Origin of the sequence: Halomicrobium zhouii, assembly GCF_900114435.1 — an archaeon.
Taxonomy (GTDB): domain Archaea; phylum Halobacteriota; class Halobacteria; order Halobacteriales; family Haloarculaceae; genus Halomicrobium; species Halomicrobium zhouii.
Map to the genome: position 1 here is coordinate 199824 of NZ_FOZK01000001.1, position 19419 is coordinate 219242.

General features: G+C 68.3%; 20 protein-coding genes and 1 tRNA gene. 13 read left to right on the top strand and 8 right to left on the bottom strand.

Going from position 1 to position 19419, the window contains the following annotated elements:
- Window positions 1-28: 28 nt before the first annotated feature.
- The 3 genes from BM337_RS01025 to BM337_RS01035 form a co-directional block, all read right to left on the bottom strand.
- Window positions 29-688 (bottom strand): metallophosphoesterase family protein, encoded by a 660-nt coding sequence (locus tag BM337_RS01025; protein WP_089813055.1) that lies wholly within the window; start codon window positions 686-688, stop codon window positions 29-31.
- Window positions 689-947: 259 nt separating this feature from the next.
- Window positions 948-1130 (bottom strand): hypothetical protein, encoded by a 183-nt coding sequence (locus tag BM337_RS01030; RefSeq protein ID WP_089813057.1) that lies wholly within the window; start codon window positions 1128-1130, stop codon window positions 948-950.
- Window positions 1131-1230: 100 nt separating this feature from the next.
- Window positions 1231-1836, bottom strand: coding sequence for an IMP cyclohydrolase (locus tag BM337_RS01035; protein ID WP_089815479.1), 606 nt, complete (start codon window positions 1834-1836; stop codon window positions 1231-1233).
- A 126-nt stretch (window positions 1837-1962) separates the two neighbouring features.
- Between BM337_RS01035 and BM337_RS01040 the strand changes: the two genes are divergently transcribed.
- Together BM337_RS01040 and BM337_RS01045 are read left to right on the top strand one after the other, a co-directional pair.
- A tRNA-Gln gene (locus BM337_RS01040) sits at window positions 1963-2035 on the top strand.
- Window positions 2036-2276: 241 nt separating this feature from the next.
- Window positions 2277-2705, top strand: coding sequence for a universal stress protein (locus BM337_RS01045; protein ID WP_089813059.1), 429 nt, complete (start codon window positions 2277-2279; stop codon window positions 2703-2705).
- A gap of 45 nt (window positions 2706-2750) precedes the next feature.
- Here the strand turns inward: BM337_RS01045 and BM337_RS01050 are convergent, their stop codons facing one another.
- Complete coding sequence (locus tag BM337_RS01050; RefSeq protein ID WP_089813061.1) at window positions 2751-3956, bottom strand: inorganic phosphate transporter; 1206 nt, start codon at window positions 3954-3956, stop codon at window positions 2751-2753.
- A gap of 202 nt (window positions 3957-4158) precedes the next feature.
- On the opposite strand from BM337_RS01050, the gene BM337_RS01055 reads away from it, so the two are divergent.
- Window positions 4159-4491: a DUF7344 domain-containing protein gene (locus tag BM337_RS01055; RefSeq protein ID WP_089813063.1), complete on the top strand. Its 333-nt coding sequence runs from the start codon at window positions 4159-4161 to the stop codon at window positions 4489-4491.
- 280 nt (window positions 4492-4771) lie between these two features.
- Here BM337_RS01055 and BM337_RS01060 read toward each other — a convergent pair whose 3' ends face one another.
- A complete protein-coding gene (locus BM337_RS01060) occupies window positions 4772-5965 on the bottom strand; it encodes a mandelate racemase/muconate lactonizing enzyme family protein (RefSeq protein WP_089813065.1) in 1194 nt (397 codons plus the stop codon).
- A 216-nt stretch (window positions 5966-6181) separates the two neighbouring features.
- On the opposite strand from BM337_RS01060, the gene BM337_RS01065 reads away from it, so the two are divergent.
- Window positions 6182-7093, top strand: a complete 912-nt coding sequence (locus BM337_RS01065; RefSeq protein WP_089813067.1) for an NmrA/HSCARG family protein — start codon at window positions 6182-6184, stop codon at window positions 7091-7093.
- 28 nt (window positions 7094-7121) lie between these two features.
- On the opposite strand, the gene BM337_RS01070 is transcribed toward BM337_RS01065, so the two are convergent.
- Window positions 7122-7574: a DUF6653 family protein gene (locus tag BM337_RS01070; RefSeq protein ID WP_089813069.1), complete on the bottom strand. Its 453-nt coding sequence runs from the start codon at window positions 7572-7574 to the stop codon at window positions 7122-7124.
- 257 nt (window positions 7575-7831) lie between these two features.
- Between BM337_RS01070 and BM337_RS01075 the strand changes: the two genes are divergently transcribed.
- The 5 genes from BM337_RS01075 to BM337_RS01095 all read left to right on the top strand — a co-directional run bounded on the left by BM337_RS01075 (window position 7832) and on the right by BM337_RS01095 (window position 13545).
- Window positions 7832-8374 (top strand): helix-hairpin-helix domain-containing protein, encoded by a 543-nt coding sequence (locus BM337_RS01075; protein ID WP_143117606.1) that lies wholly within the window; start codon window positions 7832-7834, stop codon window positions 8372-8374.
- 379 nt (window positions 8375-8753) lie between these two features.
- The gene (locus BM337_RS01080) at window positions 8754-9434 is read left to right on the top strand and encodes a DUF7344 domain-containing protein (RefSeq protein ID WP_089813072.1); all 681 of its coding nucleotides are present in this window, start codon (window positions 8754-8756) and stop codon (window positions 9432-9434) included.
- Between the two features lie 570 nt (window positions 9435-10004).
- Window positions 10005-12692, top strand: coding sequence for a leucine--tRNA ligase (gene leuS / locus BM337_RS01085; protein WP_089813074.1), 2688 nt, complete (start codon window positions 10005-10007; stop codon window positions 12690-12692).
- 91 nt (window positions 12693-12783) lie between these two features.
- On the top strand, window positions 12784-13062 hold the full coding sequence (locus BM337_RS01090) for a flagellar basal body-associated FliL family protein (RefSeq protein ID WP_089813076.1): 279 nt from the start codon (window positions 12784-12786) through the stop codon (window positions 13060-13062).
- A gap of 45 nt (window positions 13063-13107) precedes the next feature.
- Window positions 13108-13545, top strand: a complete 438-nt coding sequence (locus tag BM337_RS01095) for an acyl-CoA thioesterase (protein WP_089813077.1) — start codon at window positions 13108-13110, stop codon at window positions 13543-13545.
- Window positions 13546-13548: 3 nt separating this feature from the next.
- Here the strand turns inward: BM337_RS01095 and BM337_RS01100 are convergent, their stop codons facing one another.
- Window positions 13549-13971, bottom strand: coding sequence for a GIY-YIG nuclease family protein (locus BM337_RS01100; protein WP_089813079.1), 423 nt, complete (start codon window positions 13969-13971; stop codon window positions 13549-13551).
- A 119-nt stretch (window positions 13972-14090) separates the two neighbouring features.
- Here BM337_RS01100 and BM337_RS01105 point away from each other — a divergent pair, with 119 nt between their 5' ends.
- The gene (locus BM337_RS01105; RefSeq protein WP_089813081.1) at window positions 14091-14729 is read left to right on the top strand and encodes a rhomboid family intramembrane serine protease; all 639 of its coding nucleotides are present in this window, start codon (window positions 14091-14093) and stop codon (window positions 14727-14729) included.
- 271 nt (window positions 14730-15000) lie between these two features.
- Here the strand turns inward: BM337_RS01105 and BM337_RS01110 are convergent, their stop codons facing one another.
- On the bottom strand, window positions 15001-15738 hold the full coding sequence (locus tag BM337_RS01110) for a ribonuclease H-like domain-containing protein (RefSeq protein ID WP_089813083.1): 738 nt from the start codon (window positions 15736-15738) through the stop codon (window positions 15001-15003).
- Between the two features lie 221 nt (window positions 15739-15959).
- Between BM337_RS01110 and BM337_RS01115 the strand changes: the two genes are divergently transcribed.
- The 3 genes from BM337_RS01115 to BM337_RS01125 all read left to right on the top strand — a co-directional run bounded on the left by BM337_RS01115 (window position 15960) and on the right by BM337_RS01125 (window position 19415).
- On the top strand, window positions 15960-17180 hold the full coding sequence (locus BM337_RS01115) for a PQQ-binding-like beta-propeller repeat protein (RefSeq protein ID WP_089813085.1): 1221 nt from the start codon (window positions 15960-15962) through the stop codon (window positions 17178-17180).
- A gap of 299 nt (window positions 17181-17479) precedes the next feature.
- Window positions 17480-17860: a universal stress protein gene (locus BM337_RS01120; RefSeq protein ID WP_089813087.1), complete on the top strand. Its 381-nt coding sequence runs from the start codon at window positions 17480-17482 to the stop codon at window positions 17858-17860.
- Between the two features lie 40 nt (window positions 17861-17900).
- Window positions 17901-19415, top strand: coding sequence for a glutamate-cysteine ligase family protein (locus BM337_RS01125; protein WP_089813089.1), 1515 nt, complete (start codon window positions 17901-17903; stop codon window positions 19413-19415).
- Window positions 19416-19419 lie beyond the last annotated feature (4 nt).

Below are 19419 nucleotides of genomic sequence, written 5' to 3' on the forward strand. Positions count from 1 at the left end.
TCCTCGGGCCGGCGAAAAAGCCCTTCCTCTACCGGCCCTGGGCAAGCCGGAACCCGATCTGGCGGGGAAGCCCCTCGTCCTCGACGGCCCGGATCACCGCGCCGGTGTCGTAGTCGACGCGGCGCTCGTCGACGGTCATCTCCTCGAGGTCGACGACGGCGTAGGCGGCCTTCGGGTCGCCGTCGCGCGGCTGGCCGACGCTTCCCGGGTTCATGACGATGCCCTCGTCGTACACCTCGTGGGCCTGGACGTGGGTGTGGCCCATGACGAGGACGTCCTCGTCGTCGAGAAGGTCCGGCCCGAACTCGTGGGGCCGGGTGTAGTGGTCGGGGTCGTCGGGGTGGCCGTGGACCACCTTCACGCGCCCGTCGGCGACGTGGCGCTCGACGGGGAGCTCTCGGAGCCACTGGATCTGGTCGTCGGAGAGCTGCTCGCGGGCGTGTTCGACGCCGGCCTGGGCCATCCCGTTGAAGTGCGGGGCCGACCCCGCCGCCACCGCGCGGTCGTGGTTGCCCTGCACTGTCGGGATCTCGCGCTCGCGGATCTCGTCGACGCAGTCGGCGTGCCAGGGGTTGTACCCGACGACGTCGCCGGCACACACCAGGCGGTCGACGGGCGGCATGTCGGCGAGCACCGCATCGAGCGCGACCCGGTTCCCGTGGATGTCGGAGATGACGCCCAGCTTCATTACTAGCGACTACTTCTGCTCCGTCCTTATAGTATCGAACCCTGCCTCACCTCCCGAGACCGCCTCACGGTCCGGTCTCTGGTTGTGACTCGACGCCTGCTGGTCCCGGACGCAGTTCCGTGGCCGCTACAGAACGACAACGGCCCCTCTCACAGTGGTGGTTGTAACGGTTTTCAGGAGCCAGAGACTAACTGTGGTGCACCGGAGCTGAACAGGCCGGTTGCGAAGAGACACCGGTACCGAATTACAGCCACCAGTATCAGTGGTACGGCCCCCAGTAGATGTACTCGACCGGTTCGGTCGCTTCCGTTACCTCCCCACCACACTCGGAACAGGACGGTTCGTTCCGCCCGAGTTCCGACTCACACTCCAGACACCGGTAGACCGCCCGCTCGACGACGGGGGGTTCGAACCAGCGTCCCAGTTTCTCGAGGGTACCCATGGGTGATCGTCACTAACACCATGATGTTCTATGATGATAAACGTTACCACGCGTCGAAAAGAGTGAAGAGGGGGGCTTCTCGGTGTACGGAACCTCCTGTTCAGCCGTTGTGGACGGCGACCCCGAACGCCTCGCCCTCGACGGCCACGCCGGCCGAGCAGACCGCGTGTTCGAACTCGAGGTCGTACACCTGGCGTGCGGCGCTCTCGGCGTCGCGAGCGTCCAGGGCGAACGACTCGGGGCTGTCCTTCTCGTAGGTCGCCACGAGCGTCGGTTCGGTGACTTCCTCGACGAGTAGCGCGTCCCGACGGACGGTGCCGATGACTGCGCCCGGCCCGTCGGCGTTCGTGCTGGGGTCCTCGGGGTCGACGCCGACGATCCCCGCGACGCGTGGCGTGTCGTAGTCGTCCTTCTCGAAGTCCAGCGCCAGTAGCGGTTCGGCCAGCGCGTCCCGAGCGGGATAGCCGAGTTCGAGTTTCTCGGCGATGGGGTCGACGTGGGAGCCGTTGCCGACGACGGCGCCCCGGTCGGTCACCTGCACCGCGTTGTAGGAGATGTAGGGGTTGTCCGTCTCCGGGGCGTCCTCGGTCGGGCCCACGGTGACGGTGCCGTCGCGGTCGACGGCCTTGCGGTTGGGGAACGAGCGCGAGGAGACGCGGTACGCGCCGACTTCGGGACTGACGACGACGAATCGTCCGACGTACATGTCACTGCCTGCGGCCGTCGCCGGAAAGTAGATGTCGATGTCTTCGAGGGGGTTGCTATCCAGTACCACGACAAATTCCATCGCGCAACGCTTACAATGCCCTACGGTTTACACGACATTGCACGCAGTCCATTAGGGTAGTGGCCAATCCTGAAGCCTTCTGGGGGCTTCGACCCTGGTTCGAATCCAGGATGGACTATTCTGTCGCGAACGACCGCCGAGCACCGCGTAGCGTGTGCTCGGCTCTCAGCGTGAGCGACGAATACGTCCGAGTGGATTCGAACCCTGGAAGTCGCGCGCAACGAGCGGCGCGAGTGAGCACGTCTTCCTCCGGTTCGGATCCAGGACGAGCTCATCTGGGACGAACGAAGCCGATCGCCACGCCCCAGTCGACGAGGACCACCACCCGTCTTTTGGGTCTACGCGCCGGACGGACAGTCATGACACCCTCGCACGTCCTCGTCCCGCTGGACGGGTCGCCGCTGGCAGAGGACGCCCTCGAGTACGCGTTCGACGTGTTCGACTGCCCGGTGACCGTCCTCAACGTCGTCAGTCCGGTCGACGCGTCGATGAGCGAGAGCGGTGCACTGTCCCCGGAGGGGGACAGACTGGACGAGGCCCGTGATCGCGCCGAATCCATCGTCGAGCGCCTCGCTGACGACGACCCACGAGGGCGGACGGTCGACGTCGTGGTCGAGACGGGGGCGCCCGCCGAGACCATCGTCGACCACGTCGCGGTCACCGACGTCGACCAGGTCGTCATGGGGGGCCACGGGGGCGAGCGAAACGCCGTGGCCCGGCGGTTGCTCGGGACCGTGGCGACGAAGGTGGTCGGCGAGACGCCAGTGACGGTCACCGTGGTCCGGTGACGTCCCTTCCCCGGCCGGCCTGTCGGCCACGCCGGGTCGATTTCGTCATCCACCCAGGACGAAGGCAAGCGCGCGGTAGAGGCCGAAGCCGACGAGGATCGAACTGACGAGCGTGATCAGCCAGAACGCCAGCGTGACGCCGATCTTCCGGCGCGAGACGCCGGCCGACCCGCCGGCGAGACCGCCACCGATGACGCCGGAGATGATGATGTTGTTGAACGAGATGGGGATGCCGAGCGAGATCGCCGCCTGCGCGATGACGAACCCCGGCACGAGCGCGGCGATGGACCGCCGGATGCCGAGCTGGGCGTACTCGCGGGAGGTAGCCTGCAGGAGCCGCGGGGCGCCCATCCATGCGCCGCCGAGGATGCCCGTCGCACCCAGCGCGAGGAGCACGATTCCCGGGAGGCCCAGTTCGGCGGTGTAGAGGTTCTCCAGCGGGCCGGTCGCCAGCCCGACCTGGCTCCCGCCGCTGGAGAAGGCGACGACGCTCCCGAGGACGACGAGGAAGGTCCGGACGCCCTGGTCGACGGACTGCTGGGTCCGACGGCGGATGAACTGGAAGCTCACGGCGGCGGCGAGGAGGGTGACGAAAACGACAGCGACGTCGAGGCCGACGACGGCCGGCGTCTCGACGAAGCCGGCGACGAAACCGGCGATGGAGTTCTGTGCCTGGCCGGGCGGGGACGGGATGACGCCGAGCTGGACGTTGGCGACGATGCCGCCGACGAGGGCGGCCAGCAGCGGGACGCCCACCGTCTCCGGGATGTCGTCGCGCCGGAGAACGGTCGCCGTCAGGTACGCGAGGCCACCGGAGACGGGCGGGACGAGGACCCAGAACGTCGCGATTCGCCGATAGGTGTCGAAGACGGGGTCGCCGCCGAGCGAGAGGCCGACGCCGACCATCGCCCCCGTCGTCGCGAACGCCGCCGGCACGGGATAGCCGGTGTAGACGCCGAACCCCATGAACAGCGTCGCGGTCAACAGCCCCGCCGTCGCGGCGAGCGAGGTGATGGCGACGCCGTCGATCAGGCCGGCGCCGACGGTCTCGGAGATGGCGCCGCCCTGGGTGAGCGCGCCGAGCGCTGCGAGGATGCCGATGAGGAACGCCGCCCGCATCGTCGAGATGGCGTTGGCGCCGATGGCGGGTGCGAACGGCGGCGAGTTACTGTTGGCACCGAGGGTCCACGCCGTGACCAGGCCGGTGATCGTCGCGAGGGCCACGAGGCCCCAGAAGATGGCGTCTACCACGGTCAGTGGCTCCGTCCCCGGGGTCCGGGAACGCGGCACCTGATTTCGATCATCGTCGGTACCGTCGCCCCGAACGTGGAAAGTAGTGACGCACCCACCGACGTCGCCTGCCCGGCCTTACCTATCCAATTAGGCCGCGTTGTTTTTACACGGTTGTTCCTTTAGTTTACTATGTCCGACGTACTTCGACAGGTGGGGATCGATGACCGCTGACAACACCACTGTCGTCGCCCGTTCGCATTCGGCCGAGGATCTGGACGAGGTGTTCGACGCGCTCGCCCACCGCTATCGACGAGCGATCATCGAGGTCATGGAGTGGGGCGAACCGGCGACGCTCGAGGACCTCGTCACCCTGATAACCGACAGCGACGACTCCGCGGCGGCCAGTGACGTTCGCACGGCGCTCGTCCACAACCACCTTCCACGGCTCGCCGAGGCCGACGTGATCACCTACGACGCCGAGGCACGCGTGGCCGAACTCGACGACGCCGCCGCCGAACGCTCGATCCTGGCGGCCATTCGTGGGCCGAACTGAACGCGGCCACTCTCGATCGTCACGCTACGCAGTCTCTGCTTTCTCCGCTGTTCGCAGCGCTCCCCATCTTCTGGCCGGGCCAATCACAGGCTCGCCGTCTCGCGGGTCGTTCCTCCACGCTCGACGAAAAGCCGGCCCGGGCTTCGGCTGCGCCAGCCTACTGCTCGCGGCTGACGCCGCTCGCATATCGGTGGTTCCTCACTCCGCTCGGAACCACCCTACTCACGGTTCACTGCGTTCACCGTTCGTTATCTAGCAGGTCGCTCGCAGAGCGACCAGCCTACGCCTCGTCCAGCAGCGTCTCGCCGTCGGCCACGAACTCGGCGACGGTGTCCAGATCCAGCGTCACGCCGAGGCCGGGGTCGTCGGACAGTGGGACGGCGCCGTCCTCGATGACCGAGTCCTCCTCGACGAACTCGGGCCAGTCCGGGTCGTCGCGGCCGTGCCACTCCAGGGCGAGGAAGTTCGGGATGGCGGCGCCGACGTGGGCGCCGGCGACCGTCCCGAGCGGCGAGGAGACGTTGTGGAGCGCGACGGGGATGTAGTAGTCCGAGGCGCTCCACGCCGTCCGCGCCGTCTCGAACATCCCGCCGAACTTGGGCATGTCGGGCTGGAGGATGTCGACGGCCTGCTCCTCGATGAGCTGGCGGACGCCGTGGGTGCGGTAGAGGTTCTCGCCGGCACAGATGGACGTCTCCGACGCCCTGGTGACCTCGCGCTGGACGTCGAGGTTCTCCGGCGGGACGACGTCCTCGAGCCACCAGACGTCGTACTCCTCGACGGCGTGGGCGAGCTTGGTCGCGCTCTCGCCGGCGTAGTTCCAGTGGCAGTCGAAGGCGACGTCGGCGTCGTGGCCGACGCGCTCGGTGACGGCCTCGACGACGCTCGCCTTGTAGTCGATGGCCTCGGCGTTGAGGTGGCGGTTGTGCCGGTCCTTCTCGTAGCGTTTGCTCGCGTCGAGGTCGAACTTGATCGCGTCGAACCCTTCGTCGACGACCACCTCGGCGGCGTCGGCGTAGCTCTCGGGCGCGTAGATGTCGACGTCGTGGGCGTCCCGGTCGGCCGGGTCGTGGGCGCCGCCGAGGTGAGCACCGGCGTGGCAGTCGACGTACACCCGCGGCGCGTCGCGGAACTTCCCGCCGAGTAGCTGGTAGGCCGGCTGGTCTTCGAGCTTGCCCGCCAGGTCGTGGAGCGCGACGTCGATGCCGGCGATGGCCGACACCGTCGTCCCCGCGAGCGACCCGGTCGCCGAGGTGTACTCGAACAGTTCGTGGACCAGCGGCCCGATGTCGCGCGGGTCCTCGCCGAGCAGGCGGTCGCGGCACTCGCCCTCGACGATGTCGCCGACGCCGCCGCCCCAGTAGGCCTCGCCCGTGCCCGTCACGCCTGCGTCCGTATACACGCGGACGAACGTCCACGACCAGTCAGCGTCGACTTGCGTCGCCTGCACGTCCGTGATCTCGACGTCTTCCATGACTTCGGGTTTTCGGGGTACGCTAATGAAGCCCATGGCTACTGCCGGATCGATCGCAGGAACACCGACGGCGCCGAACCGTGGTCTAGCTGGTGCCTAAACCCGCGATATTCTCGGCCGTCGGTGACTGCGGACCGGGGACCGGTGACATCGACGTCACGTGGTCACAATCGTGTAGCAGAAAAGACACATACGGGGGCGCCGGAGTAGCAGTCGATGACAGACACCCAGCGAATTCTCGTCACCGGTGCGACGGGGAACCAGGGCGGTGCGGTCGTCGACCACCTGCTCGCGGCCGAGCAGTCCTTCGACGTCCGCGGTTTGACCAGGGACGCGGGCAGCGACGCCGCCGCGGCGCTCGAAGATCGCGGCGTGACGATGGTCGAGGGCGACCTCGACGACCCGGACTCCTTCCGGGCCCACGTCGCCGACGCGGACGCGGTGTTCGCCGTCACCAACTTCTGGACCCAGGGGTACGACGCTCAGGTCCAGCAGGGACAGAACCTCGCCGACGTCGCCGCCGAGGAGGGCGTCGACCAGTTCGTCTTCAGCGGCGTCGGGAGCCACGAGCGCGACACCGGCGTCCCACACTTCGACTCGGCCTGGGACATCGAGCAGTACGCCCAGGACCTGGACTTCCCGATGACGGTGCTCCAGCCCGTCTTCTTCTTCGAGAACTTCGAGGCGTTCGCGGAGGACGTCGTCGAGGACGGTCAGGTCGCGCTCCCGCTCGCCGAGGGCGTCTCCCTGCAGATGGTCGGCGTCGACGACCTCGGTCACGCCGCCGCAGTCGCCTTCGCGAACCCCGACGAGTTCGTGGGCGAGCGATTCGAACTCGCCGGCGACGAGCTGACACTGGACGAGACGGCCGACGTGCTCTCCGAGGTCACCGGCGTCGACGTCGAGGCGGTCCACGTCCCCATCGAGGACGCCTACGACTCCTTCGGCGAGGAGTTCACCGTCATGTGCGAGTGGTTCAACGAGGTCGGCTACGACGCGGACGTCGACGCCCTCGAGGACCGTTTCGGCTTCGCCTTCACCGACCTGGAGACGTACCTCCGCGAGAACGGCTGGGCGGACAAGCAGGGGATGGCGTCGGTGCCCGGCTGGGTCAAGGCGATGCAGTAAGCGCCGCGCCCACTCCCACTCGACCGCACTAGGCCTGCGATTCGTCGTACTGGCGCGCGATCAGTTCGATCCAGCCGAACTTCAGCCCCATCGAGGCCGCCAGCGCGACCGTCGCCCGGACCGGCTGTCGCCTGTAGGCGGCCAGCAGCGCGTAGCAAAACGTCGGCACGTTGGCGACGTTGAGCACGTTGGGCCAGCCGAGGTTCATCGTCGCGTTCCCCTCCGCGAGCCACCACCGCTCGGCCTCCACGGCGCGTTTCATCCAGCTCTCGGCCTCCGGGTCGGGGCGGCCGAACAGTACCGGATTGAGGGCCGTGAACGCCACGGCGAAGACGAACAGCCGCCAGCTCCGCCGGTAGAGCGCGAGGAGGAGCAGCGGTCCAGTGAGCGTCCGCGACCAGCCGCTCTTCGGATTCGAGTGTCGCGACCAGAACGCGTCTTCGAGGCAGTCCCGCAGGTCGCCCTCGGCAGTCCTCGTCATACCCGTACCTGTGCGCGCAGAGGTCAAAAACCTGCGCGACGCGGCGTCTCTCGCTTTCTCTCCGACGGGGATTGCGACGTCGCCCTGCACGATGACCGAACCGCTCACCTGCCCGCCAGTACGAACCAGATACGTACCCGTCGAATCCAAATAGCCTGCGTAAGCGACGCCCTCTATAGCGCCCGGAGACTCCGTCGAACCGAGGGACGACGTGCCGGTCGCGGAAAACGAACACGGCACCCGCTCCCCGTCCGACAATGACACAGACGCAGTTCGCCCACCCGAAATCCAACAGAACTGACTTCGACATCGGCCTCGTCTTCGCGGACCAGCGCACCGGCGACCTCCGGAAGGTCGTCTACGCCGACGACCGCGTGGTGCTCGTCCGGGACGAGACGGCCCACTCGACGCTCGTTCCACGCGAGGCGTTCGTCGCCGAGCTCGACGCCCGCTACCGCCGGCGTCCGGCGGCGGACCCCGACGTCGCCGGCGGGCCGTTCGAACGGTTGCAGGACCTGCTCGCCGAGTACGAGCGCCAGGACGGCCGTAAAGCCGAGCACAAGGCCGACGCCCTTCGCGAGGCACTCGGTCGGGTCGAAAATCCCGACGACGACGAACCGGTCTCCCCGGAGGTCCCCTTCGAAGCCGTCGACGGCATCGGTCCCTCGACGGCGGCGAAGCTCCGGTCCCGGGGGTTCGTCACCGAAGCGGACGTCAGGACGGCCTCGGACGACGCCCTGCTCGGCGTGGCCGGCGTCGGTCCGGCGAACCTGACCGCGATACGCGAGTTCGTCGACTGAGGTACCACCGACGGCGGTAATCCACCGTTTTTTCGTGACCTGCAGACGGACGTCGAGTAACCCCCGGTTACGGTGTTCGATCGCCCGTTCCGTTCTCGGCGCGACGGTCGAGCGGTGCCGCCTCCGCCGATTCTCCGCCCGGGCGACGGAACGCACTCCTGGTGCCGACGCGACCAGATTCGCCGCTCGCGAATGTCTCGCCCTTTCCGGTGAAGCGATTCATCCTCCGGGAATACGCCGCGGTTACGCCGGGCCGGTACCAGGTTACTCCAATCTGGATACCAGTCCTCTCTGGATTCCTACCGACTGGTCGCGGCATACGTACGACGATAAAGAATTAGGAGGACCCCTTAACCCCGAAAGCGCCGTTCAGTGGAGTATGGAATCAGAGAGCGTTCACGCACGTTCGAACCGGACGAATCCGGTCCTCGTCGCCCTGGCCTCCGCACGCCGCCGGATCGCACTCGCCGCACTCGTCGACGAACCAGGCCCCGTCTCCGTCGGGGTCCTCGCGAAGCGCGTCGCCGACGACCGGGACGCCGCGTCGACCGACGTGACCGACGACCGACGCGAACACGTCGCCCTCGTCCACCACGAACTGCCGAAACTCGACGCGACCGGCCTCGTCGAGTGGGACCGCGACGCCGACACCGTCGCGGCCGCCGACCACCCCGCGCTCGATAGTCCGCAGGTCCGTCGCGTCCTGGCGGCGCCCGAGGCGGAGTGGGACGACGTCCTGGAGTGTCTGGCCCACGACCGCCGCCGGACAGCCCTCTCCATCGTCGTCGACCACGGCGGCGCCATCGGCCGCCGGAACCTCGCACGGCGGACCCTCGCCCGCGAGCGGGACGCCCCGACGTCGTCGCTCTCGGCGAACGACGTCGACGAGGTGCTCGCGTCGCTGTACCACGTTCACCTGCCGAAACTCCGCGACGCCGGACTCGTCGTCGACGACGGCCTCGAGACGGTCCGGTACGCCGACCACCCGGACCTGGACGAGGAGTCGCTGACGCTCGACGCCAGCCAGGGCGCCGCACCGACGGCGCTCGTCTCACAGTAACTCAGGGCCGACTAGACTTTCCGAGACGGAGCGCCCTGATCCGCCTTCTCGACTCTCTGCTCACAGAGTCTTCGCTTCGGCCGGCGCCTGCCGCTGCTCACGGCTCGCGTTGCTCGCCGCTCGCTTGTTTGACGTCCCATCGCTTCGCTCGGCGACGTCCTGCTCGCGTGTCGCTCACTTCGTTCGCTCCCGCTCGCAATACGCAGGCCCCTCGCTCCGCTCGGCGCCTGCCGCTGCTCACGGGTCACTCCGTTCCCCGTTCGCTCGTGAGATGGTTCCTCGCTCCGCTCGGAACCATCCTGCTCGCGTGTCGCTCACTTCGTTCGCTCCCGCTCGCAATACGCAGGCCCCTCGCTCCGCTCGGCGCCTGCCGCTGCTCACGGGTCACTCCGTTCCCCGTTCGCTCGTGAGATGGTTCCTCGCTCCGCTCGGAACCATCCTGCTCGCGTGTCGCTCACTTCGTTCGCTCCCGCTCGCAGTAAGACGGGCCGCTCACTGCGTTCGCGCCCCGTCCTTCCCCCGAACAATCTTGTATCCAGCACTCCCACCCTCACCAACGACGAATTTCCGATGACGGATCGCTACAACCACGCACAGGTCCGGGAGTACTGGCAACACGTCTGGGAACGGGAGGGGGTGTACGAACTCGACGAGGAGGCCGCGGATCCGACGTACGTCCTGGGGATGTTCCCCTACACGTCGGGGGCGCTCCACATGGGCCACGTCCGCAACTACGCCATCACGGACGCCTACGCCCGCTACCGCCGGATGCAGGGCGACGACGTCCTCCACCCGATGGGGTGGGACGCCTTCGGCCTGCCGGCGGAGAACGCCGCCTACGAGCGCGACACCGACCCCGAGTCCTGGACCCGGAGCTGTATCGAGCGGATGCGCGAGGAACTGGAGACGATGGGCTTCGGCTACGACTGGTCCCGGGAGATCACCACCTGCGACCCCGAGTACTACCGCTGGAACCAGTGGCTGTTCGGGCAACTGTACGACGAGGGACTGGTCGAGTACGAGGGCGCCGCCGTGAACTGGTGTCCCGACTGCGAGACGGTGCTGGCCGACGCGCAGGTCGTGACCGACGGCGAAGACGGCAGCCACGGCGGCAGCGGCGGCGAATCCCACGCGCACGTCGAGGGAACGTGCTGGCGTTGCGAGACGCCCGTCGAACGGCGCGAACTCGACCAGTGGTTCTTCGCGATCACGGACTACGCCGACGAACTCGTCGACGGCCTCGACGACCTCGGCGGCTGGCCCGAGGGCGTCCGGGACAGCCAGCGCAACTGGATCGGCCGACGGGAGGGCGCCGAAATTTCCTTCGAGATTGCCGGCCACGGCGCGGTCGACGTGTTCACCACCCGGCCGGACACCGTCTTCGGCGCGACGTACCTGGCGGTCTCCCCGGGCCACGAACTGGCCGACGAACTCGCGAGTGACGATTCTGCCGTCGCTGAATACGTAGACCGGGTGCGAAACGGGCCGGACGGTGCGGAGGGCGCCACCGACGACACCTCCGGTATCGAGACCGACGCTGTCGCCGTCCACCCACTCACGGGCGAGGAACTCCCCGTCTACGTCGCCGACTACGTCCTCGACGACGTGGGGACGGGCGCGGTCATGGGCGTGCCGGCCCACAACCAGCGCGACCACGCCTTCGCGACGGCCCACGACCTGCCCATCGAGCAGGTGGTCGAACCTGTCGGGAGCGAGGCCGAAACGGCACGTCCCGACGAGCCGTTCACGGGGGAAGGGATGCTGACCGACAGCGGCGACTACGACGGCCTGGCCAGCGCCGCTGCGACCGAGCGACTTCTCGACGAGGACGCGTTCGAGGAAGCGACGACCTACCGCCTCCGGGACTGGCTCATCTCCCGGCAGCGCTACTGGGGGACGCCGATTCCGGTGGTCCACTGCGAGGAGTGCGGGCCTGTGCTGGTCCCGGAGGACGACCTCCCGGTCGAACTCCCCGAGTTCGTCCAGACGACCGGGAACCCGCTCGAGGCGGTCGAGGAGTGGAAGCGGGTCGACTGCCCCGACTGCGGCGGCCCGGCCGAGCGCGAGACGGACACGATGGACACCTTCGTCGACTCCTCGTGGTACTACCTCCGGTATCTGAGTCCACACCTCGATTCGGCTCCCTTCGACCAGGGGAAAGCCGACGAGTGGCTCCCCGTCGACGTCTACGTCGGCGGCGAGGAACACGCCGTGCTCCACCTGCTGTACATCCGCTTTTTCGCCCGGGCGCTGGCCGACGCGGGTCTCCTCGACCGCCGGGAACCCGTCGACCGGCTCATCAACCAGGGGACGGTGCTCCACGGCGGCGAGAAGATGTCCAAGTCGAAGGGCAACGCCGTCGCGCCCCACGAGTACGGCGCCGAGACGACGCGACTGTTCGTCCTCTCGGCGGCCCACCCCCAGCAGGACTTCGAGTGGACGGTCAAGGACGTGCGGTCGGCCTACGACTTCCAGCAGGAGATCTACGGGATGGTCGCGGAGTACGCCGACGGTGCGAGGGGACGGACCGAGAAAGCGCCCCACGACGCCTACCTCGAACGCGAAATCGACCGCACCGTCGCCGCCGTCACCGACGAGTACGAGCGATTCCGTTTCCACCAGGTCGTCGGCGAACTCCAGTCGTTCGCTCGCCTGCTCCGTCGCTACCGTTCCTACGACGAGCCCTACCGCTTCGCCTACAGTCGCGGTCTGCGGACGCTCGCGAAGCTGATCGCTCCGATCGCTCCCTACCTCGCCGAGGAGCTGTGGACGAAACTCGACGGTGATGGACTGATCGCCGCGGCCGACTGGCCCACTCCCCTGCAGGAGGTGGACGAGTACGCCCTGGAACGCGACCTGGTCCGGACGACGCTGGCCGACGTCCGCGACATCACCGACGTCGTCGACATCACCGACCCCGACCGGATCGAACTCGTCGTCGCCCAGCCCTGGAAGTACGACGCCTACGAGATCGCGCGCGCCGCCGACCCCGACGACGCCATCGTCGGGACGATCATGGAGGAGGATTCGATCCAGCAGCACGGCGACGCGGCGGCCGACTTCGCGAACTGGCTCGCCGCGGAGCAGGCCGGCCTCGAACCGGTGCTCGACGCCGAGCGGGAACACCGGATCATCGAGGAGGCCGCCTGGCTGTTCGCGGAGGAGTTCGACGCCGCCGTCGAGGTCCGCCGCGCCGCGGACGGCGACGACCTCGCGCCGAAGGCCCGACCGAACAAGCCCGCGATCCACATCAGCTGACGGGCCCATCGCTCCCGGAAAACCCCGTGACCGGACGGGTGCCAGCAGCTGTCACTGTGGTTATAAGTGGCTTGCGACCCATATCGCTACCATGGCATTCGACAACGTCACGTTCTTCGAGGTCAACCTGCCCAACGAAGTGTTCAGCAGCGATCGTACCGGCGAAACCGACGTCGAGCACGTCGACGTCGAAGCGGACGACGATTCGGACCAGTCCGGGGGCTCCAAGGGGAAACTGTTCCTCGTCGCGCTCGTGCTCGCCGGTGTCGCCGTCGCAGTCCAGCGATTCCGTTCCGGCGGCGACGACGACGAGGAGATCGAGATGGCCTACGAGGAACCCGGCGTCGAAGTCGAGCGCACCGAGCCCTGACCGGCCAGCCGCTGCCTTTTTTCGCGTCTCTCCCCAACCTCGCACATGCCCGCGCTCGAGGACACCCACATCGTCAACCGCCACCGCGTCCAGCCCAACCACGCCAACAACTACGAGTCGGCCCACGGCGGAATCGTGATGAAGTGGATGGACGAGATCGGCGCGATGTCGGCGATGCGCTTCGCCGGCGAGGCCTGCGTCACCGCGGCCACGGACGGCCTGGAGTTCAAGCGACCGATCCCCGTCGGCGACACCGCCCTCGTCGAGGCGTACGTCTACGACGCCGGCCGGACGAGCGTGAACGTCCGCGTCCGCGCCGCCCGGGAGAACCCCCACACCGGTGAGACCGAGTCCACGACCGACTCGCACTTCGTCTTCGTCGCCATCCGGGACGGGAAACCGACGCCGGTCCCCGAGGAACTCACCGTCGAAACCGAGGCGGGAGAGCGCCTCCGTGCCGAAGCCCTGGAGGGCTCTCAGTAGTCCTCAATCTCGTTGCTCGCGCGCGTCACGGTGGGCACGCTCGACGGACTCGACGAGCAGGTCCCGTTTCTCGCGGTAGACGAGGTGCGATTCACAGCCACAGTCCGAGGCCCCGAAGGCGGCCACCCGCTCGCCGTCGATCCGGGCGGCGATGGCACACTCCGCGTCGACGTCTGCCGTCTTCACCGCGGCGTCCAGTCGCGTGGCCGGGTCGCCGAGCAGGTAGTCGACGTGCCAGTGCCGGACGTCGCGCTCGCCGCTGGCCACCTCGCGGTGGCGGTCGACCCGACTGAACCCGCCCGGGCCGAACGCGCTCCCGACGTAGGCGTACCAGCCCACGGGAAGGGAGACGGCGCCGAGCGCACCGACCTCGACGGCGTCGCTCGCGGTTCGTTCGACGACGAGCGTGTACGTTCCGGCCGCCATCGGTTCTGTCCAACCTTCGCTCGCGGCCAGTCTATGCGTTCCGGCTCCGTCCGTGACGGAGGCCGCTGTTCCCGACCCGGTCCCCACGTTTCATGTATGCTGCACTACATAGTGTCCGTATGCGCCGCCGCCTGCTGGAGAGCCCGACGCTCACCCTCCTCGGGGTGTTCGTCGTCGTGTTCGCCGTCCAGTCGCTCCTCGGAGTCGTCGCCGGTCCGCTCGCGTCCCGTTCCCTGTTCGCCCTCTCGACGCCCGTCGCCGTCGAGCCCTGGACGGTGATCACCAGCGTCTACGCCCACGGCGGCATCTCCCACCTCGCCGCCAACGCCGTGGCGCTCGTCCTCGTCGGCTTCCCGCTCGAACGGGAGACGACGCCGGTGCGCTTCCACGCCTTCTTCCTCCTCACGGGCGCACTCGCCGGCCTCGCCGAGGTGTGGTTCGCCGCGGTCGTCGGGTCGATGCTCCCCGGCATCGTCGCCCAGGTGAACGTCCTCGGCGCCAGCGGCGCCATCTTCGCCCTCTTCGGCTACCTGCTGACGAGCAACCGACTCACCGACCGCGTCGTCGGCGATTTCGAGGTGAGCTCACGGGCCCAGCTCGCCCTGTTCGCCGTCGTCGCCGCGGCTATCACCGTCGCGACGGCGAGCCAGCAGGTCGCCCTCGTCGCCCACTTCACTGGACTGTTACTCGGGCTGCTCGCGGGTCGGCTGCACGTCCTCCGGCGCCGGTCGAACCACCCCGCGCCAGGGGTCGCCTGACCGGGTCGGGACCCGAAACGCCGCTCACACCCCTTCACTTCCACTCGAAACGAACCGGCCCCTCTCCCGTCTCCCGGTTTCGCGGCTGGTTCCCGCGGAGCAAGCGCTCTATCGGGCGATTCTCCACATGAAACGAAGGGGTGGTGGGGTGGGCTGGCGCCGTTCGTCCTTTAGCTGGCCCGGCCTTCGGCCGCGCCAGCCTACTGCTCGCGGGTCGCTCCGCTCCCTGCTCGCAATTACGGCGGGCCGCTCACTCCGTTCGCGCCCCGCCCTACTCCACAAAAACGTCCTCGTGCAACCGCCCAGTAACCTCCTCGGCGAGGGTCTCCAGGTTCTTCGTGTCCTCGCGGTTGTAGGAGATCAGCGTCTCCAGCGAGCCGTCCTGCCCGCGCTCGTGTTCGCGCCAGAGCCGGACGGCGTCCTCGCCGGAGATGTCGGGCCGGTCGCGCTCGATGCCGATGGCCTGCTCGATGGGCTTGAGACCGCCGGAGAGACCGATCTGTTTACAGGTGTACATCAGGTCGAGGTGGGGGATACCGAGGTCGACGTCGTAGCAGGCCTCGAGGAAGGGGACGTCGAAGCGTTTCCCGTTGAAGGAGACCAGCAGGCCCGCGTCGGCGAAGGCCGCGCGGAGCGACTCGGCGGACAGGTCGTCGCCCCGGACCAGCGTCGTCGTCTCGCCGTTCTGGTGGAGACTCACCGTGGTGACGTCGCACCACTGGGGTTCGAGGCCGGTGGTCTCGATGTCGAAGAAACACGCCTGGTCGGCGAACGACTCGTAGAGGCGCCAGCGCTCCCCGGACGGGAATCGCTCGTCGAAGAATGCGACGTTCTCGTCGTCGAGGTGGGACCGCCCCTCGTCGATGAACGCCTCGATGCGCTCGCCCGTCTTCGGTCCGACCGGTTCGGGGTGGAAGTCGTCCCAGTGAGTGACGCCCGCCTCCCACAGCCCGCGCTCGGTCTTCTCGCCGACGCCGTCGACCCCGATGAACGAATTCTCGACCCGCACGACACTAGGTGGGGTCGTGGTCGCAGTTAAACTCGTGGATCGGCCGTCCGCAGTCGGCGGGTCTGCCCCAACGCGACCTGGATCCCACATCCACGCCGCGTCGTCCGCCGGCTGGAGCGACGCCGCCGTTTTTCCCGCTTTCGAACGGGCGGATAGCAGGTGGCTAGTGGAATTTACGACCCGATTAATAATCTTTCCATCGTTAGATTATTTTTCCGAAGATGAAGAGGAAAACAAGGCGTTCGTTCCTTCGCAACGCTGGACTGGGGGGTACCGTGTTACTCGGGCTCGGTGTCGGACCTGGCGCGGGGGCTGCCGAATCGACGACGGGGGTCGAGTGGTCGCTGGCCGACGCGACGTCGGACTGGCCGACGTATCGCGGCACCGCCGCGAGGGCCGGATTCACGTCGGCGGCGGGGCCGGTCGAGGCGCCGGCGTCGCGTCGCTTCGCGGAGTCGGGACCGTCTATCGACAGCAACCTGGCCGTCGCGGACGGCGTGGCCTACTTCGTCCGGAACCGGGCGCGACCGAGCCTGGCCGCGTTCGACCTGGACCAGGAGACGACGGTCTGGGAGACGGACGTCACGCCGGGATCGGCGGCCGGCGTGACCCTCGCTGACGACACGGTCTACGTCGTCGGCGGGTCCCAGCAGTCGCCCGAGTGCGTCCCGGTCCCGCCCACGCTGGCGGCGGTCGACGCCGCCGACGGGACCGTCGAGTGGGACCACGAGTTCGACCCCGTCACGGTCACCTGGCCGACAGTCGCCGACGGCCGGACGTTCGTGGTGGCGGACGACTCGCTCGTCGCTATCGACGACGGCGGGGCCGTCGCGTGGCGAACGGATCTGGCGGACGGCACGGCCGCCGACCGCACGCTCGTCCCGACTGTCGCGGACGATCTCGTGGTCACGGCGGACGACGACGGCGTCGTCGCAGTGGATCAGGCCGATGGTTCCGAGGCGTGGCGCCTCGACGTCCCCGACGCGGGACGTCCGTCTATCGCAGACGGCAGCGTGTACGCGACCACCAGACACGGCGTCGTCGCGATCGACCTCGCCGACGGATCCGAACGATGGCACGCGAGCGGGTCGCCGTCCGACGGGTCCGTCGACCCCTCCGGCGCGCCGGCGGTCGGCCCCGACCGCCTGTACGTCCCCGTGGACGAGGAGCACGTCGCGGCGCTCTCGACGGCGGACGGGTCGACCGAGTGGCGGTCCGACCGTCTCGGTGACGTCTCGGTCGTCGGTGGCGGTCAGACTGTCTACGCCGCCGTCTCCGACCCCGAAAGCCGGCAGGTCGCCGTCTACGCGCTCGACTCGGCCGACGGCGAAACCCGCTGGGAGTTCGAACCGGAGTCGCCGTTCCCGGTCCAGTCACCCGCCGTTACCGGCGGTGCGTTGCTGTTCGGGGGCGAGGCGTTGACTGTCCTCGTCACGGAGTAACCCGACAGCGGTGTTTTCAGCGGCCGATTCCGGGCATAATACGGCGTTAGCTGAATAATATCTCGTTAAACCCGCTTCTCTGAGGGTATCTCGGCGTTTTCCGACATCTCTGACAGGACTGTACGTTTTTTTGCTCGCCGCCGGTACGAAGTGCGCGACGCGACGTCCGTTCCGGCGTGATGCCATCTAGACTGCCGACGAGGCGGGCAGATGTGAAGCGTGGACCGCCGGCCAGACCCCTTCCTTTCCGGTGGAGAATCGCCAAAACTGGTTTGCGGCTCCGGGATCCACACCCGCGCATGACGCGTTTTCTGGTGGCGACGAACTCGGTCCACGTGACCGCGGCCGCGGTGGACTACCTCGAAGACCGTCTCGATCCGGGGGCAGACGAAGTGGTGGTCGTCGGCGTGACCGGACCGGACGCTTCGGGCCGGGACGTGGCCGACGCGGCCAACGTCGCACGCGCTCGACTGGCTGCGTCGACGCCGACCGTCGAGTCCCGGACGGGCGAGGTCGTCGACGAACTGCTCGCTGCCGTCGACGAACACGACCCCGAAGAGGTGATTATCGGGGCAAACGGCGGCGAGGCAGGGGTCGCGGGCGTCGGGTCGACGGCGCAGGCGTTGCTGGCCGAACTGGCCCGACCCGTCGTCGTGGTACCGACTCCCGCGCTCTCCTGACTCCCCCGCGCTTAACACGGACGGACGCCAAGCCGCGGACATGTCTGCCTCGGAACTGGCGAGTCAGGTGGCTGCGGCCCTGGAGGTCGACCCCGAGGAGTTCCAGGCGCGGGCGGCCGCGGAGGCCGACCGGCTCAAGGAGGAGGTCCGGGCCGGCACCTTCGACAACACCCAGGCCATCGTCGGGCTAGAGCTGGAACTGTACGGCGTCGACGACCAGACCGGCGCGCTCCGGCGGATGCCCCGCGAACTGCTGGGCCTGATCGGTTTCGAGAAGGAACTGGGGCTGCACAACGCCGAGATGCAGACCAGTCCCCAGCCGCTGAACTCCTACGGCCTGTCCGCGCAGGTTGCCGAACTCAGGGCCAACCTCGCGCCGGCCCAGGAGCGGACGGGCCACCAGGGGATCCGGCTCGTCAGCGACGGCATGTGGACGGTGCCGCCGACGGGCGAGACCGCCCGGAGCTACCTCTCGGGCTCCGTCGAGGAACAGGGCGTCCGGCTGGCGACCAACATGTCCGACGCCGTCCGCTACCACGTGATGGCCAACGCGGAGTACCCGGCGGGCATGCGCCTCGACGCCCCGCACGTCTCGCTTTCCTGCGACACCGTCATGCCCGAGAGCCTCATCACCTCCATCCAGCCCCACTACCAGATCCCCCACGCACCGGACCTCCCGGAGTACTTCAGCTACGCGCTCAGGATCGCCGGCCCACTGCTCGCCCTGGGGGTCAACGCGCCCTTCTTCCCGCCGGACCTGTACGACGACGCGCCCGACCCCGAAATCGTCGCCGACGCCCGCATGGAGAACCGCATCGGCGTCTTCGAGACGGTCCTGAATTCGAGTACCGACGCCTACGAGGACAAGGTCCGCTTCCCGCCCGACTTCGACACCGTGGAGGATGCCATCGACGACGTCCTGGAGGACCACACCATCGTCCCGATGGACGTCCCCGAGGGCGACCGCTTCGACGACGCCTTCGCCCACTTCCGGCACAAACACGGTTCGTACTGGCGGTGGATCCGCCCCGTCTTCGACGGCGCCTCCCGCTCGGCCGCCAACGCCCGCATCGAGTTCCGGCCGCTGCCCGGCCAGCCCACGCTCTCCGACGCCGTCGCCTTCCAGGCCGTCTTCGGCGGCCTGATGGAGGCGCTCCCCCGCGTCGAACACCCCATCCAGGGCCTGGACTGGGAGACCGCGAAGGCAAACTTCTACGCCGCCGCCGACGACGGCCTCCGGGCCGACATGGAGTGGATCACCGTCGACGGGACCCACACCACCGACACCGACCAGCTCTACGGCGAACTGTTCGAGATCGCCCGTGAGGGCCTGGAACAGCGCGGCCTCTCGACGGAGGCGGCTCACTCCTACGTCCGCCCGCTCCGCGAGCGCGTCGACCGCCGGCTGACCCCCGCCCGCTGGAAACACGACCAGGTCCGCGAGGCCGTCGACGAGAACGTCCCCCTTGCCGAGGCCATCTGGGGGATGCAATCGCGCTACGTCGACCGCCAGAAGGGGACCCTGCTGGAGGGCAGTTTCGTCGACTGGCTGTGATCCC

Bases quoted from the DNA above. Each gene is read 5' to 3' on its own strand.
- BM337_RS01025 (WP_089813055.1), bottom strand. From the start codon at position 688: ATGAAGCTGGGCGTCATCTCCGACATCCACGGGAACCGGGTCGCGCTC.
- BM337_RS01030 (WP_089813057.1), bottom strand. From the start codon at position 1,130: ATGGGTACCCTCGAGAAACTGGGACGCTGGTTCGAACCCCCCGTCGTC.
- BM337_RS01035 (WP_089815479.1), bottom strand. From the start codon at position 1,836: ATGTACGTCGGACGATTCGTCGTCGTCAGTCCCGAAGTCGGCGCGTAC.
- BM337_RS01045 (WP_089813059.1), top strand. From the start codon at position 2,277: ATGACACCCTCGCACGTCCTCGTCCCGCTGGACGGGTCGCCGCTGGCA.
- BM337_RS01055 (WP_089813063.1), top strand. From the start codon at position 4,159: ATGACCGCTGACAACACCACTGTCGTCGCCCGTTCGCATTCGGCCGAG.
- BM337_RS01060 (WP_089813065.1), bottom strand. From the start codon at position 5,965: ATGGAAGACGTCGAGATCACGGACGTGCAGGCGACGCAAGTCGACGCT.
- BM337_RS01065 (WP_089813067.1), top strand. From the start codon at position 6,182: ATGACAGACACCCAGCGAATTCTCGTCACCGGTGCGACGGGGAACCAG.
- BM337_RS01070 (WP_089813069.1), bottom strand. From the start codon at position 7,574: ATGACGAGGACTGCCGAGGGCGACCTGCGGGACTGCCTCGAAGACGCG.
- BM337_RS01075 (WP_143117606.1), top strand. From the start codon at position 7,832: ATGACACAGACGCAGTTCGCCCACCCGAAATCCAACAGAACTGACTTC.
- BM337_RS01080 (WP_089813072.1), top strand. From the start codon at position 8,754: ATGGAATCAGAGAGCGTTCACGCACGTTCGAACCGGACGAATCCGGTC.
- leuS (WP_089813074.1), top strand. From the start codon at position 10,005: ATGACGGATCGCTACAACCACGCACAGGTCCGGGAGTACTGGCAACAC.
- BM337_RS01090 (WP_089813076.1), top strand. From the start codon at position 12,784: ATGGCATTCGACAACGTCACGTTCTTCGAGGTCAACCTGCCCAACGAA.
- BM337_RS01095 (WP_089813077.1), top strand. From the start codon at position 13,108: ATGCCCGCGCTCGAGGACACCCACATCGTCAACCGCCACCGCGTCCAG.
- BM337_RS01100 (WP_089813079.1), bottom strand. From the start codon at position 13,971: ATGGCGGCCGGAACGTACACGCTCGTCGTCGAACGAACCGCGAGCGAC.
- BM337_RS01105 (WP_089813081.1), top strand. From the start codon at position 14,091: ATGCGCCGCCGCCTGCTGGAGAGCCCGACGCTCACCCTCCTCGGGGTG.
- BM337_RS01115 (WP_089813085.1), top strand. From the start codon at position 15,960: ATGAAGAGGAAAACAAGGCGTTCGTTCCTTCGCAACGCTGGACTGGGG.
- BM337_RS01120 (WP_089813087.1), top strand. From the start codon at position 17,480: ATGACGCGTTTTCTGGTGGCGACGAACTCGGTCCACGTGACCGCGGCC.
- BM337_RS01125 (WP_089813089.1), top strand. From the start codon at position 17,901: ATGTCTGCCTCGGAACTGGCGAGTCAGGTGGCTGCGGCCCTGGAGGTC.